This is a genomic window from Kitasatospora sp. UYEF31 (assembly GCF_057291755.1).
On the sequence record NZ_JBXAWK010000032.1, the window covers coordinates 1 to 21,170 of the forward strand.

General features: G+C 68.4%; 18 protein-coding genes and 1 tRNA gene. 8 read left to right on the top strand and 11 right to left on the bottom strand.

The window, feature by feature from the left end; all coding sequences use genetic code 11:
• Positions 1-89: 89 nt before the first annotated feature.
• Complete coding sequence (locus tag AC0Z36_RS17220; RefSeq protein ID WP_485463787.1) at positions 90-881, bottom strand: NucA/NucB deoxyribonuclease domain-containing protein; 792 nt, start codon at positions 879-881, stop codon at positions 90-92.
• Between the two features lies 1 nt (position 882).
• On the opposite strand from AC0Z36_RS17220, the gene AC0Z36_RS17225 reads away from it, so the two are divergent.
• Together AC0Z36_RS17225 and AC0Z36_RS17230 are read left to right on the top strand one after the other, a co-directional pair.
• The gene (locus AC0Z36_RS17225; RefSeq protein WP_485463788.1) at positions 883-1,554 is read left to right on the top strand and encodes a transposase family protein; all 672 of its coding nucleotides are present in this window, start codon (positions 883-885) and stop codon (positions 1,552-1,554) included.
• 560 nt (positions 1,555-2,114) lie between these two features.
• Positions 2,115-2,549: a trypsin-like serine protease gene (locus tag AC0Z36_RS17230; RefSeq protein WP_485463789.1), complete on the top strand. Its 435-nt coding sequence runs from the start codon at positions 2,115-2,117 to the stop codon at positions 2,547-2,549.
• A 269-nt stretch (positions 2,550-2,818) separates the two neighbouring features.
• Here the strand turns inward: AC0Z36_RS17230 and AC0Z36_RS17235 are convergent.
• Positions 2,819-2,895: transfer RNA gene (locus AC0Z36_RS17235), tRNA-Thr, on the bottom strand.
• A gap of 225 nt (positions 2,896-3,120) precedes the next feature.
• Here AC0Z36_RS17235 and AC0Z36_RS17240 point away from each other — a divergent pair.
• Complete coding sequence (locus tag AC0Z36_RS17240; RefSeq protein ID WP_485463790.1) at positions 3,121-3,360, top strand: GlsB/YeaQ/YmgE family stress response membrane protein; 240 nt, start codon at positions 3,121-3,123, stop codon at positions 3,358-3,360.
• Positions 3,361-3,516: 156 nt separating this feature from the next.
• On the opposite strand, the gene AC0Z36_RS17245 is transcribed toward AC0Z36_RS17240, so the two are convergent.
• From AC0Z36_RS17245 to AC0Z36_RS17255, 3 genes are all read right to left on the bottom strand, one after another.
• Entirely contained in the window at positions 3,517-5,103 is a 1,587-nt protein-coding gene (locus AC0Z36_RS17245) for a GMC family oxidoreductase (RefSeq protein ID WP_485463791.1), read from the bottom strand.
• A gap of 54 nt (positions 5,104-5,157) precedes the next feature.
• Complete coding sequence (locus AC0Z36_RS17250; protein WP_485463853.1) at positions 5,158-5,634, bottom strand: flavin reductase family protein; 477 nt, start codon at positions 5,632-5,634, stop codon at positions 5,158-5,160.
• A gap of 251 nt (positions 5,635-5,885) precedes the next feature.
• Positions 5,886-6,758: an AMP-binding enzyme gene (locus AC0Z36_RS17255; RefSeq protein WP_485463792.1), complete on the bottom strand. Its 873-nt coding sequence runs from the start codon at positions 6,756-6,758 to the stop codon at positions 5,886-5,888.
• A gap of 376 nt (positions 6,759-7,134) precedes the next feature.
• Between AC0Z36_RS17255 and AC0Z36_RS17260 the strand changes: the two genes are divergently transcribed.
• Together AC0Z36_RS17260 and AC0Z36_RS17265 are read left to right on the top strand one after the other, a co-directional pair.
• The gene (locus AC0Z36_RS17260; protein WP_485463793.1) at positions 7,135-8,985 is read left to right on the top strand and encodes a diguanylate cyclase domain-containing protein; all 1,851 of its coding nucleotides are present in this window, start codon (positions 7,135-7,137) and stop codon (positions 8,983-8,985) included.
• 255 nt (positions 8,986-9,240) lie between these two features.
• Positions 9,241-10,140 (top strand): carbohydrate-binding protein, encoded by a 900-nt coding sequence (locus AC0Z36_RS17265; RefSeq protein WP_485463794.1) that lies wholly within the window; start codon positions 9,241-9,243, stop codon positions 10,138-10,140.
• A 97-nt stretch (positions 10,141-10,237) separates the two neighbouring features.
• On the opposite strand, the gene AC0Z36_RS17270 is transcribed toward AC0Z36_RS17265, so the two are convergent.
• Positions 10,238-12,601, bottom strand: coding sequence for a glycoside hydrolase family 65 protein (locus tag AC0Z36_RS17270; protein ID WP_485463795.1), 2,364 nt, complete (start codon positions 12,599-12,601; stop codon positions 10,238-10,240).
• Positions 12,602-12,667: 66 nt separating this feature from the next.
• Positions 12,668-13,432, bottom strand: a complete 765-nt coding sequence (locus AC0Z36_RS17275) for a beta-phosphoglucomutase family hydrolase (RefSeq protein ID WP_485463796.1) — start codon at positions 13,430-13,432, stop codon at positions 12,668-12,670.
• A 108-nt stretch (positions 13,433-13,540) separates the two neighbouring features.
• Here AC0Z36_RS17275 and AC0Z36_RS17280 point away from each other — a divergent pair, with 108 nt between their 5' ends.
• The gene (locus AC0Z36_RS17280) at positions 13,541-14,581 is read left to right on the top strand and encodes an endonuclease/exonuclease/phosphatase family protein (RefSeq protein WP_485463797.1); all 1,041 of its coding nucleotides are present in this window, start codon (positions 13,541-13,543) and stop codon (positions 14,579-14,581) included.
• Between the two features lie 166 nt (positions 14,582-14,747).
• Here AC0Z36_RS17280 and AC0Z36_RS17285 read toward each other — a convergent pair whose 3' ends face one another.
• The 4 genes from AC0Z36_RS17285 to AC0Z36_RS17300 form a co-directional block, all read right to left on the bottom strand.
• A complete protein-coding gene (locus tag AC0Z36_RS17285) occupies positions 14,748-15,689 on the bottom strand; it encodes an ROK family protein (RefSeq protein ID WP_485463798.1) in 942 nt (313 codons plus the stop codon).
• 152 nt (positions 15,690-15,841) lie between these two features.
• Positions 15,842-16,693 carry a class II fructose-bisphosphate aldolase gene (locus tag AC0Z36_RS17290; protein ID WP_485463799.1) on the bottom strand — a complete coding sequence of 284 codons (852 nt, stop codon included), beginning with the start codon at positions 16,691-16,693 and terminating at the stop codon, positions 15,842-15,844.
• Positions 16,690-17,643, bottom strand: coding sequence for a 1-phosphofructokinase family hexose kinase (locus AC0Z36_RS17295; protein WP_485463800.1), 954 nt, complete (start codon positions 17,641-17,643; stop codon positions 16,690-16,692). The genes AC0Z36_RS17290 and AC0Z36_RS17295 overlap by 4 nt, the downstream gene beginning before the upstream one ends.
• Entirely contained in the window at positions 17,640-18,608 is a 969-nt protein-coding gene (locus AC0Z36_RS17300; RefSeq protein WP_485463801.1) for an SIS domain-containing protein, read from the bottom strand. The genes AC0Z36_RS17295 and AC0Z36_RS17300 overlap by 4 nt, the downstream gene beginning before the upstream one ends.
• Positions 18,609-18,820: 212 nt before the next feature.
• Between AC0Z36_RS17300 and AC0Z36_RS17305 the strand changes: the two genes are divergently transcribed.
• Both AC0Z36_RS17305 and AC0Z36_RS17310 read left to right on the top strand, forming a co-directional pair.
• Positions 18,821-19,606 carry a DeoR/GlpR family DNA-binding transcription regulator gene (locus AC0Z36_RS17305; protein ID WP_485463802.1) on the top strand — a complete coding sequence of 262 codons (786 nt, stop codon included), beginning with the start codon at positions 18,821-18,823 and terminating at the stop codon, positions 19,604-19,606.
• A 208-nt stretch (positions 19,607-19,814) separates the two neighbouring features.
• Positions 19,815-21,158: an extracellular solute-binding protein gene (locus AC0Z36_RS17310; RefSeq protein ID WP_485463803.1), complete on the top strand. Its 1,344-nt coding sequence runs from the start codon at positions 19,815-19,817 to the stop codon at positions 21,156-21,158.
• Positions 21,159-21,170: the final 12 nt, after the last annotated feature.

Sequence of the window (21,170 nt, forward strand, 5' to 3'; positions counted from 1 at the left end):
GCGCAGTTCTTCAAGAACATCATGCGAAAGCGCTCGGCCATCCCCACCCGAAGTCATGACTTACTCCTACCGCAAACCATCAAAGATGTCTAGATGCTTGCAATATGCTTAGTACTCAAAAAATATTTGTCCGTATCCTTCAGGCGCACTGCGATAGTGAACCTGCCGAGGCGACCGCCCGCGTCGGTGTTCTGACGCTCGGGCATGCTGGCCCGACCGCACACTTCTTTCCCGGTCGGCATCTCTGCCAGAGGATCGTATTTGAGGCTCCACCGATTGGCCACCTTGTCATACAGCGTATAGAACTGCACGCACTTGTCACCTGTTGTGACCATCCCTCCGCCGCTCTGCCTAGATTTTGCGAAGGGGTATTCGTCACAGGACGGGAAATCCTTCGCCTCGGTTGAGAGGTTCGGACGGCGGACCCATGCATCAGGGCAGATTATATCGCGATTTTTCTGCGCGATTTTTCCGTCCCACTGACGACTGAGGGGGCTGCTGTACTTCTCGCTGCCGGGATAGGTCGCCAGAGTCTCCATAAGCTTCCAGTGCATAGCGGAAGCCGCCGGATATTTTTCTGTTTCCATCTCGAGCGTGGGTATGTAAGAAGGGAAGACGCAGCCCTTCACCCTTCTCAGGTTCGTCAGCGTGCCCATGTTCGTATCACAGTGGATTCCCAGATCGTCGTCGGACCACTGTGTTGTGGCGCCGCCGCCCGGGGTGATCGCGGTGAGGAGTGACGTGAGCTTCAGGCCTTCCGACGTCCCTACTGCGCTGACAATCCCGTTCCACTTATGGGTTATCTGTGCACTTACGGTGTGCCTGTCGGCCAGGGCTGATGCAAGTTCGGATGACCTGGGGAAGTTGCTGGTCAGGGGCACCGTGACCACCGGCGATGATCCGGAAGTGTTCGACTCCCGGAACCGCCGGGGCCGGCGCTGGCCACTGCCGCCGGTTCTGCTCGCCGCGCAGGCGGCGGTGATCGCGGGTGCCAAGTCCTACGCGGCCATCGCCGGATGGCTGTGGCGCAGCTCCCAGGACGCCCGTGCCCGCCTGGGCTTCGCCGCGAAGGGAAGCCTCGGGATCCATGCCGTTCCCACCAAGGACACCATCCGGCGTCTGCTACTGATGACCCGACCCGAAGGGATCTGTGCCCTGTTGAGCGGCCGTGCCGCGACGTGGATTGCCCCGAAGCGGCCGGCGGTGGACGGTAAGAGCGCCCGGGGCTCGCGCACCCGCACCGCCACCGCGGCCCACCTGCTGTCCGGCTGTGACGATCCCGCTACTTCCCCCAACGGCAAATCCTTCGGCACCGAACTGGACCGCCGCCCGCAACTTCGTCGCCCTGGGCGGTCAGTTCCGGGTCTCGCTGACCCCGCGCTGCAACATCGGCTGTTGGTTCTACCACAACGAGGGCGACACCCCACCCTGGTGACGCACAACGACCGCTCCCGGCACCCCCGGTCGCGCCAGGTGGACGCCGTTCAGCGACCAGAGCCTGAAGGTCATTGCCGACTCCGACCACGGCATTGGCGCGATCATCGAGCCTGGTGAAACCGCTCGCCGGCGACGGCAGGGTTCAGACTCTGTACGTGTCGTGGGGGTATGTGGCGTCCAACTCCCAGCAGCCGTCTCCGGACTCGCCTCGGCCTACCGCGATGATTCGGCCGCGTTCTCTCTAACGGTCGCAGTGCCGAGTTCCAGTCGACAGAACTCCGTCCCGAACTAGTCGTGCGGGGTTCGACCGGGCCGGCCCCTGAGGCGTCAGGCCGCTGATCGCTTCCAGCAGGGCTGCGGTGTGCGATTTTCGGCGAGCCTCCGAGGGAGGGCCGGGTCCGGGCAGCGCCCGGGGTGATTAGGTAGGTGACTTTCGCTGCCGGTTGCAGGACAGTCGGGGAGTCACCAAGGTTCCTGGGAAACGGAGTTGGTGAGTTTTACCGCCACCGCCGGTCCGGTAGCGGGATGATCGGATGGCTCCACCGGGTAAGAGGTCCCGTTGCCTTGCCCCAGCGGGGTCGCAGAACGGCCGGAGCAGCTAACGCAACGATGTTGATGTTGTGTCCAAATCACCTGCGGTGCGGCCGGGCCGTGCCGCATGCTCGGGGAGTTCCGTATTGCTGTGCAAGCTTGTCGGATCCGTCGCGGTCGCCATCAGCGACCCCGCTCCCGGGACGATCGCGACGGTCACCGGCTGGGGCTTGACCCAACCGTTCGCCCCGACCGCTTCCATCACCCAGAACACCGTCCAGGTACCGATCACCACGGCCGCGGCCTGCCAGGCCTCCTACCCGGGACTGAACCTCGGCGACAACTACGACGAGAACGGCCAACTGCTGGGCGGCCTTAGCCCCGTACCCGACACCAAGAGCATGCTCTGCGCCGGAACCCCGGCCGGCGGCCAGGGCGTCTGCAACGGCGACTCCGGCGACCCGCTCGTCGTCAACGGCCGCGTGGTGGGCATCGTCTCCTGGGCCCGCGGCTGCGCCCTGCCCAACTCGCCCGCTGTGTACTCCAGCGTCGCGCACTACCTCCAGTTCCTCCAGGGATAGACCGACCGCGCTCGCGGCAGCGCGGGCGGGCAGCGGTTCACCGGGACCGGGCGGTCACCAGCGCCGGGCCGTGTCGGCATGTCGATGGACGTGTACGCGCACGTGGTCCACGACACGAAACGTGAGGCCATCGGGCGTATGGACACCCTGTTGCGTCGTCGCCGTTGATGTCACTTGGTGATGTCACTTGGTGATGTCACGTGGTGATGTCAGAGCACAGAAAACGCCCCGGACCGACCATGGTCCGGGGCGTTTGTGCTGGTTCTGCGTGGAGCCGCGTGTCGGATTCGAACCGACGACCCTCGCTTTACAAGAGCGACGCTCTGGCCAACTGAGCTAACGCGGCGGGTGATGGAGCTGTGGTGCTGTGGAGCTGCGAGAACACTCTATCGGCTCCGGTGGGAGCGAGGGAAAAGGATTGCCCGGACGGTCAGTGGCATCCGGTTCCGGGCTTCGGCGTGTCGATGATCGAAGTCCGAAAAATCGGGTAACTGTTGTTTTGCGGAGTTCGACCGGTTTCGGACATAGACGTCGGGAACCCGCGGATCACAGAACTGGAGGTACAGCCACCATGTCGATCATTGGTCTCATCATCGGCGGGCTCGTCATCGGAGCTCTCGCCAGGTTCTTCATCCCGGGCAAGCAGTCCATGGGGGTGCTCGCCACCATGGGCATCGGCATCGTGGGCATGCTCGGTGGCTACTGGATCGTCCCCAACGCAGGCACCTTCTTCCGCTGGATCGTGAGCATCGTTCTCGCGGTGGTGCTGGTGATGCTCGTGACGAAGTTCCTGCGGAAGGGTTCGTCCTAGTTGGACGTACAGGCGACTGAGGACTGCCGGCGGCTGACTGAGCGCGGCTGACTGAGCGCGACTGACTGATGGGCGGACGGCCTGCGTGATCAGGCCGTCCGCCCTCAGCGGTTTTCGCCGCGTGGTTTTTGCCGTGTGGTTTTCGCCGCGCTGTCCCTACCGTGCGCTGCGGATCAGGTCCGCGGCCTTCTCCGCGATCATCACCGTCGGCGCGTGCGTGTGGCCCCGGTTGATCTGCGGCATGACCGACGCGTCGACCACCCGTAGCCCGGCTATGCCACGCACCCGCAATTCAGGATCGACGACGGAACCGTTCCCGGCGCCCATCCGGCAGGTGCCCGTCGGGTGGTACAGCGTCTGCGAGTAGTCGTCGAGGAACCTGTTCCAGGCCCCTTCGTCACTGCCGCCGGGCCACGGTGCCATCGGTCCTGTGGCGTAAGGGGCCATCGCCCGGGTGGCGTAGAGCCGTTCGGCCATCCGCAGCCCGGCGAGCAGCCGCTCCCGGTCCGCGGGGGCGCTGAGGTAGCGCGGTTCGATGGCCGGTGCCTGGCGGTGGTCCGGGCTGGTGATCGCCACGGAGCCGCTGCTCTCCGGCTGGAGCAGGACCACGCCCAGCGTGGTGGCGCTGTGCGTCGGCGGAGTCAGCCCGTGGTTGATGAACTGCACTGGGGCGAAGAGCAGTTCCAGGTCGGGCACGGCCAGCGCCGGGTCGCTGCGGACGAAGGCGACCGCTTCACCGATGTTGGAGGTCAGCGGACCCCGGCCGAGCACGATGGCGCGCAGCAGGTTGGGGATGCTCTCGGCGCTCTCCAGCGTGACCGGGCTGGGACACCCCGCCCCGGCCGCCGTGGAGAGGTGGTCCTGGAGGTGCCGGCCGACGTCGGGCAGCTCATGCCGGACGTCCACGCCCGCGGCGCGCAGCACCTCGGGGTCGCCGATCCCGGACAGCATCAGCAACTGCGGGGAGCCGATCGCGCCACTGGACAGGATCACCTCACGCCGGGCCGCGATGCGCTGCGGAATGCCCGTGGCGTCGGTGTACTCGACGCCTTCGGCCCGCAGCTCGTCAGAAGCGAGCAGCAGCCGTCGCGCGTGCGCTCGGGTGAACACCGTCAGGTTCGGCCGCTTGAGAACCGGGCGCAGGTAGCCGTCGGCGGCGCTCCACCGGCGGCCGCGGTGCTGGTTCACCGGCGTGGGCGCGTAGCCGTCGGGCTCGGCGACGTTCAGCTCGGGCAGCCGGGTCAGCCCCGCTTCCGCGCACGCGGCGAGGAACGCCCGCGTTGTCGGGTTCGGGTCGGGCAGCTCGGCGATGCGCAGCGGGCCGCCCGTTCCGTACACACCGCCGGTGTTCGAACCGGTCCGGTCCTCCGACTTGCGGAAGTACGGGGCGACTTCGTCGTACGACCAGCCCGTACAACCACCTTCGGCCCAGCCGTCGTAGTCGGCCCGGTGGCCGCGCACCCACATCATGGCGTTGATCGAGGAACTGCCGCCCAGTGTGCGGCCCCGCGGCCAGTACAGCTCGCGGTCGGACAGCTCGGCCTGCTTGGTGGTGCTGTAGTCCCAGTCGTACGCAGTCTTGAACAGCTTGCCGAAGGCCGCCGGGACTTTGATCTCCATCTTGCGGTCCGGGCCGCCGGCTTCGAGCAGGGCCACCCGGACACCGGGGTCGGCCGAGAGCCTGGCGGCCAGGACGCAGCCTGCCGATCCGGCGCCGACGATGACGTAGTCGTACGTGTGCATGGACTGCCCCCTGGAAAGTCACGTACGGAAGTACGCGCCTGCCGGGCGTACAGATCAGGTCAGACTGCGGTACCTGCCCCGGTAGTGGATCAGCGGCAGCCCCTCGGGGCTGGGCAGGTCCACTGACAGCACTTCGCCGAGGAACAAGGTGTGATCCCCGGCTTCCACCACCTGGTGCGTACGGCATTCCAACACTGCCAGTGCGCCGCTGACCACCAGTGCGCCGGAGATTTCTCCGCGGCGGTGCGGAATGTCGGCGAACATCAGCCGGTCGGAGAGCCGGCCCGGGATCGCGAAACGGCCTGCGATGTGCCGCTGCGCCTGGGACAGGACCGACACCGCCCAGTACGGCTGGTCGGCCAGGACGTCCATCATCCTGGCCTGGTTGCGGACGCTGATGAGGATGAGCGGCGGGTCCAGTGAAACGGACATGAAGGCGGTGGCCGTCATTCCGGCGTCTTCGGACGGCATGCCGTCGCCGTCGGCTTCGCAGGCCGTTATCACCGTGACGCCCGCGGAGAAGCGGGACATCGCGGCCTTGAACGCGGAGGGGTCTACGGGCGTGGGGAGGGCCGGGGGCGGCGTGGGGTGGTCGTGCACGGGGTCAAGGGTACGGAGTCGGAATTACCCGACTGTGTCGATCCTGTACAAAAGCGCCCTTAACGATCCCCAAAGGAGACTTTTGTACATGATCGACGCAGCGGCGGCCAGGCGGCCAGGCGGCCAGGCGGCCAGGCGGCCAGGCGGCCAGGCGGCCAGGCGGCCAGGCGGCCAGGCGGCCACTACTTTGAACCGGTGATCCCAACCACCAGGTCCGAGCGGCGGATCTGCCCGGTGCCGGGGGTGCGCGGCAGTTCGGCGGCGTAGAAGACCCGCTCCGGGCGCAGGTGCTCGGCAACCCGCGAGGCGCAGGCCCGGCGGACGGCGGACGGGCCCGGGATGTCCGCGGGGTCCTCGGCGACGATCACTGCGGCGAGCAGTCCACCGCCGCCGGGGCGGGGCAGCGTGATCAGGGCGGCTTCGCGGATGCCGGCGACCGTGGCGAGCAGGGCTTCGACCTCGACTGGGGAGACGATGAGGTCTTCGCCGCCGGGCTCCGGCGCTTCGGCGAACAGGGCGAGCACGTCGAACACCAGGACGGGCACATCGAGGGCGTCGAGTGTCGGGTCCGAAACGTCGGTGACCACAAGCGTCGGTCCGACGGCTTTGACGGCTTCGGCCAGGCCGGCTCCGGTGCGGGCGGTTCCGGAGGCCCCCGGGGCCTCCTGTCCGGTTCCGGTCAGCGAGGCCCCCACCGGTGCGTAGACCGCGTTCAGGCGGCCGAGTGCGGCTGCCAGTGGCAGCGCGGCGAGCGGGGAGGCGTGTCGGCACAGCACCCGGTCGCCCGGCTCGATGCCGTGCGTGGTCAGGGCGTGCAGCGCCAGGTCTGTGGCGGCGCCCAGCTCCGCCAGGGTGATCGGGCGGTCGCCGAGCAGGGCGACGACCCGGTCGGGGTCCGTTGTGGTGTCACGGGCCGCCGCGACGCTGCCGGGGACCGCGGTAGTGCCCGGCTGAGCCGGTACGGTCCCCACCGGGACCTGCGGTCCTTCCGATGTGTCGGAACCGGGCCGACCGAGCGGCGCGTCCTTGGTTTCCGGAACTTCCAGGGCATCCATGTGACCCTCCCCACCCGTACGGCACATAGTTCTTGACTATGAGTCAGCTGAGCTTGCGTCAGGAGCCATGGAGCGGACCGGTGCCGGCTCCAGGATCTGGAACGGCTACCTGACGAACGTACGGTACGGACTGCTGGGCCCCGGGGGGAAGACTTGATCGAATCAGGTACTGCGGTCACGACTCGGGAATGGTCTGGACCTTCCCGTGTCCTTTGCGGTCTGCGCGCGCTACGTTGCTGGGCGTGAGCTGCCTCACAGAGGCGAACCTATCCATGACGGAACGTCGCCAAGTCAGCGCCCGCTGTGATTCAGTTTCTCTTGCAATCGGACGATTTCTGTTTCTAAGAGACCCTGCGTGTGCCTTGAGGGACCCGTGATGACGGCCGAAGTGGAGACAAGCGTCCGGTTGGCGACCCTGCGACTGCTCTACCGGGTCGTCGCGGATCTCAACGCCACCCGTGACCTGCGTGACACGCTGCAGGCCGTGGTCGACGGCGTGGTGTGCGGTCTGGGCTTCGGCGTGGCCGCGATCAACCTCGTCCGGACGGACGGCGACCTGGAGGTCTCCGCCGTTGCCGGAAGCCGCGAGCTCGCCACCGCCATGACCGGACAGGTCGGCGCCCGCGCCCGCTGGGACGCGATCCTCGACGCCGCCGAACCCCTCGGCGCGCTGCGCTACCTGCCCCACACCCACCCGCTGTCCAGCACACCCGGGATACCCAACTGGATCCCCGACACCCCGGCCAGCGACGACCCCGACGCGTGGCACCCACGCGACGGACTGCTCGCCCCGCTGCGCACACCCGAAGGCGATCTCGTCGGTGTCCTGTCCGTGGACCTGCCGATGGACGGCCGCCGCCCGGGGTCCTGGCAGTGCGAACTGCTCGGCATGTTCGCCGGGCAGGCCGCGATAGCCGTCGACAACGCCCGGCTGCGCGGCGACATGATGCGCGCCGTCGGCCGCCTGGAACGCGAGCAGCACGCCCTGCGGGCCAGCGAGGAGAGCTTCCGGTACGCGTTCGAGTACGCCCCCAGCGGCATGCTGATGACGGGCGTCCGCGACCACGAGGCGGGCAGGCTGCTGCGGGCCAACGACGCCCTGTGCCGGATGCTCGGCTACCCGGCCCCGGTTCTGCGCCGCCTCGGGCTGATCGCCCTGGCGCACCCGGAGGACCGGGAACTGCTCGCCGCGCACCTGCGGGCCGCCCCGCAGCCGGTCGGCGGCAGCCACACCGAGGTGCGTCTGGCCGACAGCGCGGGTGTGTACCGCTGGGTGTCGCTGCGCACCTCCTGGGTGGCCGACTCGGACGGGAACGGGCCGCCCGGCTTTGTGCTCACGCACGTCGAGGACGTCGAGGACCGCAAGCGGTGGGAACTCGCGCTGCTCCAGCAGGCCAGCACGGACCCGCTGACGGGCCTGCCGAACGGCCGGGAGTTCCGGGCCAGGCTCGCCGAACGGCTGACGGCCGCGCAGTTGTCCTACCTGCCGGCCCGCGATCCGGCCCCCGAAGCGGTGCGGCGCCGGGACAGCGCCCGGCAGGCCGTGGCGGAGCGCCCGGAGCAGCGGACGGACACCACCGGGCCACTGTCCCCCGGTGGGGCGGCGCAGGAGCTGGCGGAGCCGGCCTGTCCGGTACGGGAGATCAGCCGTGTCGAGCCGGGCTCCCACACCGGCGCTCATGCGGGCTCCCACACCGGCGCTCATGTGGGCTCCCACACCGGCGCTCATGCGGGCTCCCACACCGGCACTCTCAACAGCACCCACAGCGGTGTCACCGGCGGCGTTCCGAGCGGCGCGCCCGGCGGCGGCAAGGGGCTCGCGCTGCTGTTCTGCGACCTGGACGGCTTCAAGCGGATCAACGACGAGCACGGCCACCACGTCGGGGACCAGGTACTCGTCGAAGTCGCCCGGCGGCTGGCCGCGGCGGTACGCGAGGGGGACGTGGTCGCCCGGCTCGGCGGCGATGAGTTCGTGGTCCTCGCCGACGGCATCGCCGGCGACGAGGCGTACGAGCTGGCCCGGCGGCTCAGCCGGGCGCTGATCGCGCCGATCCCCACCGAGGTCGGGGTGGTGCCGCTGGACGGGGCGAGTTTCGGGATCGGCTGGGCCGATCAGGGGACCGGGCCCGAGGAACTGCTGCGGGCCGCCGACGCCCAGATGTACGTCCAGAAGCGGGAGCGCGGGGCCAGGGCCGCAGGGCGTGTCCACGAGCGCCGTGCGGGCTGAAACCCGCACGTCTGAGCATTTCATCTGCTTTTTCGATCGGGCGTAACCGAACCGTGCCCGAACCGGTTGGTTTACCTGGAAGGCGCAGGTCGGATAGGACCAGGCGCGCGGGCCGGGGGTGAAGATCAGCACCCGTACGCGCGGACAACTTCGGACACTGGCCGTCGGACCGGTCATCGCCCATTAGTGTGAAGGGCTTGGACCCGGACGGTCCCGCAGGACGGTTCCGGGACGACTACGTAGGAGGAAAACACGGTGGGCACCGACGGTGAACCGGACGATACGTACGGGTACCTGTACCGCCCGAACCCGGGCGACGAGGCCGACGTGACGGGTACCGGGACACCGACGACACACCATCCGCGACGGATGTCCGCCCAGTACATCCAGGTCGGCCAGGTGCAGGCGGGGGCCACCGCGCCGCACAACGTGCAGCACCCGCCGCAGCAGCAGGGGAAGCAGCACGACGCGGAGGCCACCCGCCCGGTGCGGCAGGTGCCCGAGCCGCGCCGCAGCCGCCAGCAGCCACCGCCGTCCGGGGGCGGCAACCGCACGATGATCATGGCGATCGTCGCCGTTGTCGTGGTCGCCGCGATCATCGCCGTGATCATCGCGATGCTGCCCGAGGACGATGACAAGAAGGCCACCGCCGGACAGTCCGCCCCGGCCTCGGGTGTCCAGAGTCAGCAGGCTTCGCCCCCGCCGTCGTCCGCCGCTCCGGCGGACGGGAAGCTCGGGGCGGTCGAGGCCGAGTCCACCCAGCTGACCGGCGGCGCCACCGTCGTGAGCGGCGACGGGACGACGGGGAACAACCTGGTCGACCTGAGCGCCGTCGGTTCGACGATGACGTGGAAGGTGACCGTGCCGACCGCCGGCACGTACTACCTCGCGGTCAAGTACATCAACTCCGACTCCAGCGCCGCGGGGGCGGACGGGAAGCGGCCCGGTGAGACGCTCAGCGTCAAAGCCAACGGCAAGGCGAACAGCACGCCGATCAACCTCTACGCGCTGGGATCCAAGACGCCGGTGGGGACCTGGGCGAACGTGACGCTGAAGCCGGGCGACAACGAAGTCGCGCTGTTCTGCGGCCAAGGCAACGCGTGCAAGGCACCGGTGGACAGCGTCTACGTGTCGAAGGACAAGCCGACGTTCTGACCCTGGTCCGTGCGTGGACGCCGAAGACCGCCGGGGATCTCCCCGGCGGTCTTCGGTCGTCACGGGCGGTGGGTCATTCCGTACGGAACAACGCCGTTCAGCCCGCCGTCCCCTGCTCGCGCCTGGCGGGCTCGCGGCCCGGCGGCTGCGTCAGGCGCTCCAACGGCACCGGGTGCTGCACCTTCTTCGTGACTGCCTTCCCGGCTTCCACGGTGAACGTCTCGTCGTTCTGCCGGATGACCAGGGCGGGGCCGCCGCGGACCGTGTAGACGGCCTTCTTGTGCGTCACCTCGACCCGCAATCGGCTGCCGCGCACGGTCACGTTGAACACCAGCCGGGCGATGCCGGACGGCAGCCGCGGGCGGAACACCAGGCGTTCGCCGTGGTCCCTTATCCCGCCGAAACCGGCCACCAGTGCCGTCACCGCACCGGCGAGTGAAGCCATGTGCAGGCCGTCGCGGGTGTTGTTGTTCAGGTCGTGCAGATCCATCAGGGCGGCCTCGGCCGCGTAGTCGTAGGCGAGGTCCAGGTGGCCCACCTCGGCCGCGATCACCGCCTGGGTGCTGGCCGACAGGGACGAGTCGCGGACCGTGAGGCGCTCGTAGTACGCGAAGTTCCTGGCCTTCTCCTCGCAGGTGAAGGCGTCCCCGCGCAACTGCATCGCCAGCACCAGGTCGGCCTGCTTGACCACCTGCTTGCGGTACATGTCGTAGTACGGGAAGTGCAGCAGCAGGGGGTACTTCTCCGGCGGGGTCCCCTCGAAGTCCCACTCCTCGTGCCGGTGGAAGGCGTCGTCCTGCGGGTGGATCCCGAGTTTGTCGTCGTACGGGATGTACATGGTCTCGGCGGCATGCTGCCAGGACGCGATCTCATCCGAGCCCACACCGAACGAGCGGCCGAGCTCCGGGTGCCTGGTGACCGAATCGGCTGCCGCGCGCAGGTTCAGCTGCGCCATGAGGTTGGTGTAGACGTTGTTGTCCACCACCGCGCTGTACTCGTCGGGCCCGGTCACCCCGTCGATCCGGAAGTTGCCGTCCTGACCGTGGTGGCCCAGGGAGCGCCACATCCGGGCGGTCTCGACGAGCAACTCAAGGCCGTACGCCCGTTCGAATTCGACGTCGTTGGTGGCCCGCAGGTAACGCAGCACCGCGCTCGCGACGCCCGCGCCGATGTGGAACGCGGCCGTCCCCGCCGGCCAGTAGCCCGAGCACTCCTCGCCCCTGATGGTCCGCCACGGGAACACTGCGCCCTTGAGGCCGAGCAGCTTCGCCCGCTCCTTCGCCAGATCCAGGGTGCTGTGCCGCCAGCGCAGCGCGTTCGCCACGGCCTCGGGCAGGCCGTACGTCAGGACCGGCAGCACGAACGCCTCGGTGTCCCAGAAGCAGTGCCCGTCGTAGCCCGGCCCGGTCAGCCCCTTGGACGGGATCGCCCGCTGCTCGGCGCGGGCACCCGCCTGCAGGATGTGGAACAGCGCGAACCGCACCGCCTGCTGCAGTTCGATGTCACCGTCCACCTCGATGTCGCAGCGGTCCCAGAAGGCGTCGAGATAGGAACGCTGTTCGGCCAGCAGGCCGTCCCAGCCGGTGTGCCAGGCCGCGGTCAGTGCGGCGGCCACCTGGTCGCGGACAGCCGGTACCGACCGGGTCGAGGACCAGCCGTACGCGATGAACTTGACGAAGCGGAACTTCTGGCCGGGTTCGAGCACGGTGGTCATGCTCATCCGGGCGACGTCCGGGAAGGTCTCCATCTCGGTGTGGAGACGGCCCTCGGGTTCGTCCACGACGTGGTCCATGCCCGCGGCCATCCGCAGCTGGCTGAACTCCGTACGGTGCACCAGTATCGCTTTGCTGTGGTTGTGACTGTGGTCCTCGGACTTGAGCGGAGCTTCGAGGATGGCCGCGCTGCGCGGGTCGGCACCCGACGGCGGCAACTGCTCGTTCGCCACCAGCTCGGACTGGACGACGATCCGGGCCTGGCCGCCGACGGCTTCGACCTCGTACTCGATCGCGGCGATCGACCGCTGGGTCAGTGAGACCAGGCGGCGCGTCCTGATCCGTATGGTCTGCCCGGCCGGCGAAGTCCACTCGACGCTGCGGTGCAGGACGCCTTCGCGGAAGTCGAGCCGCCTGGTGTGCTCGTGCAGCTGGCCGTACTGCAGGTCGAACGGCTCGTCGTCCACCAGGAGCCGGATGAGCTTGCCGTTGGTGACGTTGATGACCGACTGCCCGGACTCCGGGTTGCTGTAGCCGGCCTCGGCGTACGGCAGCGGCCGGAGTTCGAACATGCCGTTGAGATAGGTGCCGGGCAGGCCGTGCGGCTCGCCCTCCTCCAGGTTTCCGCGCAGTCCGATGTGCCCGTTGGAGAGTGCGAAGACCGACTCGGCCTGGGCCAGTATGTCCAGGTCGAACCGGTCTTCGGTCAGTCCCCACGGTTCCACCGAGAAGGCCCGCTGGGTGATCAAGTGCCTACCGCCTTCTCTGGATCTCTGGTGGCCAGGGATCTTCCGGTAATCAGGGATTTCTGCTGGTCAGGGATTCTGGATCAAGTACTTCAGGTCGGTCACGACTACGTCCGCGCCGTGCTCCCGCAGGGCGTCGGCCTGCCCGGCCCGGTCCACGCCGACGACGTACCCGAAGTTCCCGGCCCGCCCGGCCTGCACGCCGGCGAGCGCGTCTTCGAACACCGCGCACTGCGCGGGCTTCGAGTCCAGCTCGGCGGCCCCGGCCAGGAAGGTGTCCGGAGCCGGTTTGCCGGTCAGCCCGCGCTCCTGTGCCACGACGGCGTCCACCACCGTGTCGAACAGGTGGGCGATGCCGGTGGACTCCAGGATCTCCTTTGTGTTCGCGCTGGACGAGACCACGGCGGTTTTCAGACCACTGTCCCGGGCGAGCCGTACGTACCGGACCGAACCGGCGAACGTCTCCACGCCGTCCCGGCGGATTATTTCCTGCACAAGATCGTTTTTCTGGTTGGACAGGGCCGACAGGGTGCGCGCGTCCGGCGGATCAGCCGGACCACCGACGGGCAGGTGGATGCCGCGTGATTCAAGGAACGTGCGGGTGCCGTCGAGGCGTGGCCGGCCGTCGACGTACGAGGTGTAGTCCTTGCCGAGGTCGAACGGGGCGAATTCCGTCTTGTTCCGGGCCGCCTCGATACGCAGGAAGTGGTCGAACATCTGCTTCCAGGCGGCGGCGTGGACCTTCGCCGTCTGGGTGAGCACGCCGTCCAGGTCGAACAGGCAGGTGTCGACGGAGTCGGGCAGTCCCAACAGGGTTTGCTTCGAAACAGACATGGGTTCATGTATGCCCGACGGGGCACCGGATATCCCCACAAGATCATTTGGTGTACGGAGCAACTAGCCGCGGCCCCAGTGCGTTACTCCCTTCGTACGCAGTGACGCTTGGGAGGCGGACCGGTGGCGATCGACGGGCAACGGCTACGCGGCCTGGCCGCACGCAACACTTATGCCTTGCCGCAGCCGCGCCGCCGCAGAGCCGCGGCCTGGTCCGCCGTCCCGGCGCTGGCCGGGCTGTCGGTCCTGCTGTCCGCCCGCACCTTCGGTTTCGACATGTACACCCCCGTGCCGCAACTGACGGCCTTCTGGCCGTACCTCCTGGTCCCGGCCGCTGTCACCCTGCTGCTCACGACCGGCGCCCGGTGGATCGCCGGGGTGGTGTGGGGGCTCGTGCTGGTGCTCGGCATCGGCTACTTCACCCTCCAGGTACCGGGGGAGCCCTCCCGGTCCCCGGCCGGCCGGCCGCTCGCCGCCGTGCGGATCCTGTCCGCCAACCTTGAGTACGGGAACGCAGTCGAAGACCTGGTGGAGGTGCTGAAACGGGAGAAGCCCGACCTGGTGTCCATCCCCGAGTGCGACGTCCGCTGTGCCGAGCGTCTGCGACAGTCCGATGTCCAGGATTTGTACCCGTACAAAAATCTTCTCGCGACAGGTGTGCGGAACGCGGAGGGCTCCGGGCTGCTCAGCCGGTTCCCGATCGTCTCCAGCGGCAGTCTTCCCGGCGTGATGCAGATGCCCGACGCGGTCGTGCGGATCGCCGGACGGGACGTCAGCTTCCAGGTCGCGCACCCGATGGCGCCGATCCCGGGGGCCACCGGCACGTGGAAGCGCGACCTGGGGACGATCGAGACGTACGCGCGCCGGAGCCTGCGGACCGGGCCGACGATCGTGGCGGGGGACTTCAACGCCACCCTCGACCACGCGGCGCTGCGCGGGGTCCTGGACACCGGCCTCTACGACGCGGCCGCCGCGCAGGGGAAGGCCCGTACGCCGACCTGGCCGGCCAGGTGGGCGCCGACCTTCGGGTCGCAGATCGACCACGTGCTGCTCGACTCGAAGTCCTTCAAGACGAAGTCCGTACGGTTTCTGACGCTGCCGGACACGGACCACCACGCGGTGCTGACGGATGTCGTCTTGTACGGGTGACATCTGGCAGGAAAAACTGGTGGGCGGTGGAGATCCCGGACGTCGAAGGCGGCCTGTGGACCCAGGGGGCCGCACATGTCGCGAGGCTAGTCGATTTGTCGGTTTTCACCTGTGGTGATCGCGTACGGGTGAACCCGCTGCGATCAGGCGGGAGCCCGGAGCAGCACTAGGCCGGACCGTCGAGCTGGAGGGCGTCCCAGGCCAGGAGCCCCGCGCCCAGGCACCCTGCTTCGTCGCCGAGCTTGGCCACGACGATCTCCGGGATCCGGTGGAAGGTCGCGCGCTCGTCGAGCATCTCCCGCAGGGGAGTGAACAACTGCTCCCCGGCGCGGGACAGACCGCCGCCGATGACCAGGAGCCCCGGGTCGAACAGGGCGATTCCGGTGAGCAGGCCGTCGGCGAACGCGGACACCGCGTCGGTCCACACCGCTTGGGCGGTGGCGTCGCCCCGGGCCGCAAGTCCGGCGACTTCAGCGGCGCTGACCTGCCCGCCGCCGGTGGCCTCGGCGTACGCGCGGGAGACGCCGGGGCCGCCGATCAGCTGCTCCAGGCAGCCGCGCGCGCCACAGCCGCACAGGGGGCCGCCCGGCCGGACGATGATGTGCCCGATCTCCCCGGCGCGGTGGGACGCCCCGGCGTACGGGTGACCGTTGACCACAAAGGCCCCGGCCACGCCGGTACCGATGGGGAGGAACAAGAAGTTGTCCACGCCCTGTGCGGCGCCGAGGCGCCCTTCGGCCAGGCCCCCGGCGCGTACGTCGTGCCCGAGCGCGGCGGGCACCCCGAGCCGGTCGGCGAGCAGGGCGCGCAGCGGGGCGTTCCGCCAGCGGAGGTTGGACGCGTACTCGGCGATGCCGCCGACTTCGTCCACCATGCCGGGCACCACGACGCCGCCGGCCTTCGCCGGGCTGCCGAACTCCGTCAGGCAGACGCCCGCGAGGTCGTCGGCGAAGCCGAGCAGGACCTCGATGATGTGGTCGGGGCCGAGCTCACGCCCGGTGTCCCGCCGCTCGACGTGCACCAGGCGGCCGTCCGAGGAGACGAGCCCGCCCTTGATCATGGTCCCGCCGACGTCGAGAGCGACTGCGTACTCGACGTCCTGCGGCATGGGGGCTCCTGTATCGATTGGCTGCGATTGGCCGTGATTAGCCGTGATTAGCCGTGCTTAGCCGTGCTTAGCCGTGATTGGCTGCGATTGGTTCAGACCATTGTGCCTGGTCGACCGCCCGGCGGGCACCGTCGGCACCCACCGGGCGGTGGCTATCCCGCGACGATCCCGAGCAGGTGCCGGACCGTCCCGGTCATCGCCTCCCGCGCCGCCGTGATGTACCGGCGCGGGTCCACCCCCGCGGGGTCCGCCGCGAGGTGGCCGCGGACCGCTCCGGTGTAGGCGACCGCCAGTGCCGTCCCTATGTTGATCTTTGTCATCCCGGCGGTGACGGCCGCCCGGATCCGCTCGTCCGGAACCCCCGATGAACCGTGCAGGACCAGCGGCACCGCAACCGCCGCGCGGAGTGCCGCGATCAGGTCGTTGTCGAGCTCGGCCGTACGGGAAGTCATCGCGTGCGACGACCCCACCGCGACGGCCAGCGCGTCCACCCCGGTCGCCTCGACGTAGGCCACCGCCTCAGCCGGATCCGTCCGCGCCCCGGGCGCGTGCGCGTCCAGCGCGGGCTCGCCGGCCTTGCCGCCGACCTTGCCCAGTTCGGCCTCCAGCCAGACGCCGTGCGCGTGCGCCCACTCGGCGGCCCGCCGGGTCGCCCTGACGTTCTCCCCGTACGGCAGCTTCGACGCGTCGAACATCACCGACGAGATCCCGACCTCAGCCGACTCGTAGAGCAGTTCGACCGACACGACGTGGTCCAGATGCAGACCCACGGGGACGGAAGACCCCGCCGCGAGCGCCGCGCAGGCGGCGGCCAACGGCTTCAGCCGGCCGCCGTGGAAGATGACCGCGTTCTCGCTCAACGCCAGGATCACCGGCTGCCCGGCGGCCTCCGCGCCGTCGACGATCGCCTCGGCGTGCTCCAGCGTGACGGCGTTGAACGCGGGCAGGCCGCGACCGGTCCGGTAGGCCGCGGCGACGAGGTCACCGGTGGGGGTCAGGGTCATGACTGTGTCCTGCCTTTCCTGTGGGTCCTGTCCGTGCCCGGGTTCCGCTCAGTGACGATGTGGTCGCGCAGGTCGTCGTAGACCTGCCGGTCCACCGCGCCGGCGACCGGAGCCGCGACGGCCGCGGCGGACCACGCGACGGCTTCGGAGAGCCGTTCACGCCACGAAAGACCCCGGACCAACCCGGCGGCCAGTGCCGCCAGGCAGGCGTCCCCGGCCCCGGTCGGATTCCCCGGAACCGCCCGGGGCGGCTTCGTGAACCAGTTGCCGGCCTCAGTGTCGGCGTACAGACCGTGCTCGCCCATGGAGATGAGCACATTCGGGATCGTCGAAGCCTCAGCGATCAGGACGGCGTCGAGGACCGGGTCGTCCGAACCGGCCAGTTCGGCCGCTTCCCCGTCGTTGACCTTCAGGACATCCGGCCCCGCGGCGATCCCGTGCCGCAGCGCATCGCCCGAACTGTCAAGCAGCGTAGGTACGTTGCGCTCCTTGGCGAAGCGGATCAGCCGTGCGTACGTGTCGGCCGGCGCACCCGGCGGCAGGCTCCCCGACAGCGTCACGGCCTTCGCCTGCGGGAGCAGCTCCCGGAAGAGATCCTCGAAGCCGGCCCACTCCTCCGCGGAGACCTGCGGGCCGGCTTCGTTGAACACCGTCGCGTTCGCGGCGTCCACGATCGTCACCGTACGTCGTGTCTCAGCGGAGAGCCGCGTTGTGCGGAAGTCGATCCCGGCGACGCTCAGATCAGCGCGTACGCACTCCCCGGTCGAACCGCCCACCGGAGCCAGCGCGACCACCTCTTCGCCGATCGCCCGCAGCACCCGGGCGACGTTTATCCCCTTGCCGCCGGCCCGCTGCGCCACGGCGGAAACCCGGTTGCTGCCGTGCAGTTCGAACCGGTCGACCGTGTAGGTGATGTCCAGCGCCGGGTTCGGGGTGACCGCGAGTATCACTCGGTCCCGGCCGAACTCAGCCCACTCAAGCTCTGCCCACTCAAGCTCTGCCCACTCAAGCTCTGCCCACTCAGAACCACCGACCGCGTGAGGTTGCGCGGCTGGTCCGGGTCGATGCCTTGTTTCTCCGCGATGGCCACCGCGAGGCGCTGCACCCGGATGAGGTCGGCCATCGGGTCCAGCGCACCGTTCTCGAAGTGCGCACCGGTGGGTGCCACTTGCTCGCCGAGGCCTGCGGGGGACTGGCCGAAAACCCACGTCACCCGGCCCGGCGCGGCGATGCTGATCGGCCCGTGGCGGTACTCCATCGCCGGGTAGGACTCGGTCCAGGCGATCGCCGCCTCGCGCATCTTCAGCGCGGCCTCGGTGGCGATGCCGACCGACCAGCCGGTGCCCAGGAAGGTGAACTGCTCGGCGGATATGAGGCGTTCGTCGAGCTTGCCGGTCAGTGCGGTCTCCGCGTCGGCGATGACCGAGGTCAGGTCCTCGCCCAGGGAGGCCCGCAGGAGCGCGAGTGTGGTCGTCGCGAAGCGCGTCTGGACGACTGACTCCTCGTCGGCGAAGTCGAGCAGCACGCTCTGGTCGGCCACATCGAACACCGGGCTGCCGGGGGTGCCGGTGATCACCGTGGTCGCTTCCACGCCCCGCAGCTTCCGGAGCAGGTCGATGACCTCGGTCGTTGTGCCCGAGCGGGTCAGCGCCAGCACGCGGTCGTAGCTTCGGTTGTGGACGTACTCGGACGCGGCGAAGGCATCGGTCCAGCCTTGTCCCGCCTGTTCGCGCAGTGACGCGTACGCCTGGGCGATGAACCACGACGTGCCGCACCCGACGACCGCCACCCGCTCGCCCGGCTCGGGCAGCGGGACTTGCCCGATCAGTTTGGCGGCCCGCCGCCAGAGGGCCGGCTGGGTGTTGATTTCAGCCAGAGTGCGCGAGCTTCCGGGTGCGGGCGGTACGGAGGTCACAAGTGCTCCTTCTCGGCGTGGCATTTCGGCGGATTCCGCAGGTGAGTGGTAGGCCACCGAATGACGAGTGATGCTCGTTTGTGTTCATTGAATAGCAGTTGAGAACAGGAAAACACAATGCTGTGCATGCTGTGCCCGTATCGAGCTGCACGTGCCGTACGGTCTCTGGCGCACCGTCAAGTGCGGTGATCGCGGGGAATGAGGGGGATTTCGTGGGCAGGTACGACCGATGGGGAGCGCTCCTGGAGCTGCTCGCCAAGCACGGGAAACTCGACGTCGAGGACGCGGCAGAGGCGCTGGACGTCTCCGCGGCCACCATCCGGCGGGACCTCGACCAGCTGGCCCAGCAGCAGATGCTGACCCGGACCCGCGGCGGCGCGGTCGCGCACAGCGTTTCGTACGACCTGCCGCTGCGCTACAAGGTCGCCAAGCACGCCACCGAGAAGCAAAGGATCGCCGCCGCCGCAGCCAACCTCGTGCAGCCCGGACAAGCGGTCGCGGTCAACGGCGGCACCACCATGACCGAGGTCGCCCGCGCCCTGGTAACACGTGCTGACCTGCACGGATCTGAGGGATCGCCAGCATTCACGGTGGTGACCAACGCGCTGAACATCGCCGCTGAGCTGACCGTCAGGCAGCAGGTGAAACTGGTGGTGACCGGCGGGGTGGCCCGGCCGCAATCGTACGAACTGATCGGTCCGCTGGCCACCGGGATCCTGCACGCGGTCGCCTTGGACATCGCGATCATCGGGGTCAACGCGGTCGACATCGAGCACGGCGCGAGCGCCCATCACGAAGGCGAAGCGGACATTAACCAATTGATGGTTACGCAAGCGGCCAAAGTGGTCGTTGTCGCGGACTCCTCAAAGCTCGGCCGCAGATCCTTTGCCCGAATCTGCCCCACTTCAGCAATTGATGTCCTAGTCACGGACATTGGCGCGCCCGCGGAAATGGTCGCCCGTTTTGTTGAGGCGGGGGTTCAGGTGCTCACCGTCTGACCGGAACGTCGGACTCGGCCGTGACCCGATTGGTATAGACCTTTTCCGAGCGAAACTGTTGACTGCCCCCAGGTACTCGGCCAACATGCTCGCTACTGCGCGAAACACTGCCCGATGAACATCCTGTACGCAGCATCGAGCAGCCCCGTGCACCCCGTTCAGGAACAGCTTCAGTGGCAGTGGCTCAGTGGCGATGAAGGCGGTAATCATGGTGAACCTCAGGACAAAAGGCCGCCTGACGGCGATGGCGACGATGGGTCTGGCTGCATCCCTGATGCTGACCGCCTGTGGCGGGTCGGACGACAAGGACGACAAGGCCGGCAGCAGCACTCCGCCGGCGGCAGGCACCCCGGCGGCCGGTGATGCGGCCAAGCCGAAGGACGGCACGATCAGCATGGTCGCCGCTGACTACGGCGCCGGTGACGGAAGCACCAAGGCGTACTGGGACGGCGTGATCAAGAACTTCAACGCCAAGTACCCCGGAATCACCGTGAAACTCGATGTCGTCAGCTGGGACGACATCGACAAAAAGGTCGCCACGATGATCCAGAACGGCCAGCAGCCGGACATCCTCCAGACCGGCGGCTACGCCGACAAGGTCGCGGACGACCTGTTGTACTCGGCCGACGACATCCTGACGCCCGCCGTGAAGTCCGACCTCATCGAGTCGTTCACGCCCGCCGCCTCCATCAAGGGCAAGCAGTACGGCATCCCCTTCACCTCCAGCGCCCGCCGCCTGATCTACAACAAGGACCTCTTCGCCAAGGCCGGCATCACCGACCCGCCGAAGACGTGGGACGAGCTGAAGGCCGATGCCGGGAAGCTCAAGGAAGCCGGCGTCGAGGTGCCGTACGGCCTGCCGCTCGGCTCTGAAGAGGCCCAGGGCGAGTTCATGAACTGGTTCCTCGGAAACGGCGGCGCGTACAAGACCGGTGACAAGTACACGGTCAACAGCCCGGCCAACGTCGACACCCTGAACTGGATCAACGACAACCTGGTCAAGACCAACCTGACCGAGCCCAACCCGGGGACCAAGAAGCGCGCCGACGTCTTCACCGACTTCTACGGTGGCAAGGTCGCGATGGCCAACGGCCACCCGACGATGCTCCCGCAGCTGAAGAAGAAGTACCCGAACGTCAAGTGGGCCACCGCGCCGATCCCCGGCAAGGCCGGCCCGCTCACCGACACCCTCGGTGTCTGCGACTGGCTGATGGCGTTCAACAAGGGCGGCCACAAGGACCAGATCAAGGCCTTCATGGACGTCGCGATGAACACCGAGAACCAGCTGAAGTTCCAGGTGGACAACTCGTTCGCGCCCGTCACCAAGTCGGTCAGCGCGAAGATGAACGCCGACCCGGCCAACGCCGACCTCAAGCCGTTCATCGAGCAGCTGCCGAACGCGAAGTTCTACCCGCTGAACGACGTCGCCTGGGATGTCGTCTCGCCGAAGATCAAGACCACTCTCGGCACCGCCGTCTCCGGCAAGTCGCCCAAGGAAGTTCTGGACCAGCTCCAGAAGGACGCTGAAGCAGCCGTCGCGCAGCAGAAGTAGGAACGACTCCTC

Bases quoted from the DNA above. Each gene is read 5' to 3' on its own strand.
- AC0Z36_RS17255 (WP_485463792.1), bottom strand. From the start codon at position 6,758: ATGGATGCCCTGGAAGTTCCGGAAACCAAGGACGCGCCGCTCGGTCGG.
- AC0Z36_RS17240 (WP_485463790.1), top strand. From the start codon at position 3,121: ATGTCGATCATTGGTCTCATCATCGGCGGGCTCGTCATCGGAGCTCTC.
- AC0Z36_RS17285 (WP_485463798.1), bottom strand. From the start codon at position 15,689: ATGCCGCAGGACGTCGAGTACGCAGTCGCTCTCGACGTCGGCGGGACC.
- AC0Z36_RS17260 (WP_485463793.1), top strand. From the start codon at position 7,135: ATGACGGCCGAAGTGGAGACAAGCGTCCGGTTGGCGACCCTGCGACTG.
- AC0Z36_RS17275 (WP_485463796.1), bottom strand. From the start codon at position 13,432: ATGTCTGTTTCGAAGCAAACCCTGTTGGGACTGCCCGACTCCGTCGAC.
- AC0Z36_RS17310 (WP_485463803.1), top strand. From the start codon at position 19,815: ATGGTGAACCTCAGGACAAAAGGCCGCCTGACGGCGATGGCGACGATG.
- AC0Z36_RS17245 (WP_485463791.1), bottom strand. From the start codon at position 5,103: ATGCACACGTACGACTACGTCATCGTCGGCGCCGGATCGGCAGGCTGC.
- AC0Z36_RS17250 (WP_485463853.1), bottom strand. From the start codon at position 5,634: ATGTCCCGCTTCTCCGCGGGCGTCACGGTGATAACGGCCTGCGAAGCC.
- AC0Z36_RS17290 (WP_485463799.1), bottom strand. From the start codon at position 16,693: ATGACCCTGACCCCCACCGGTGACCTCGTCGCCGCGGCCTACCGGACC.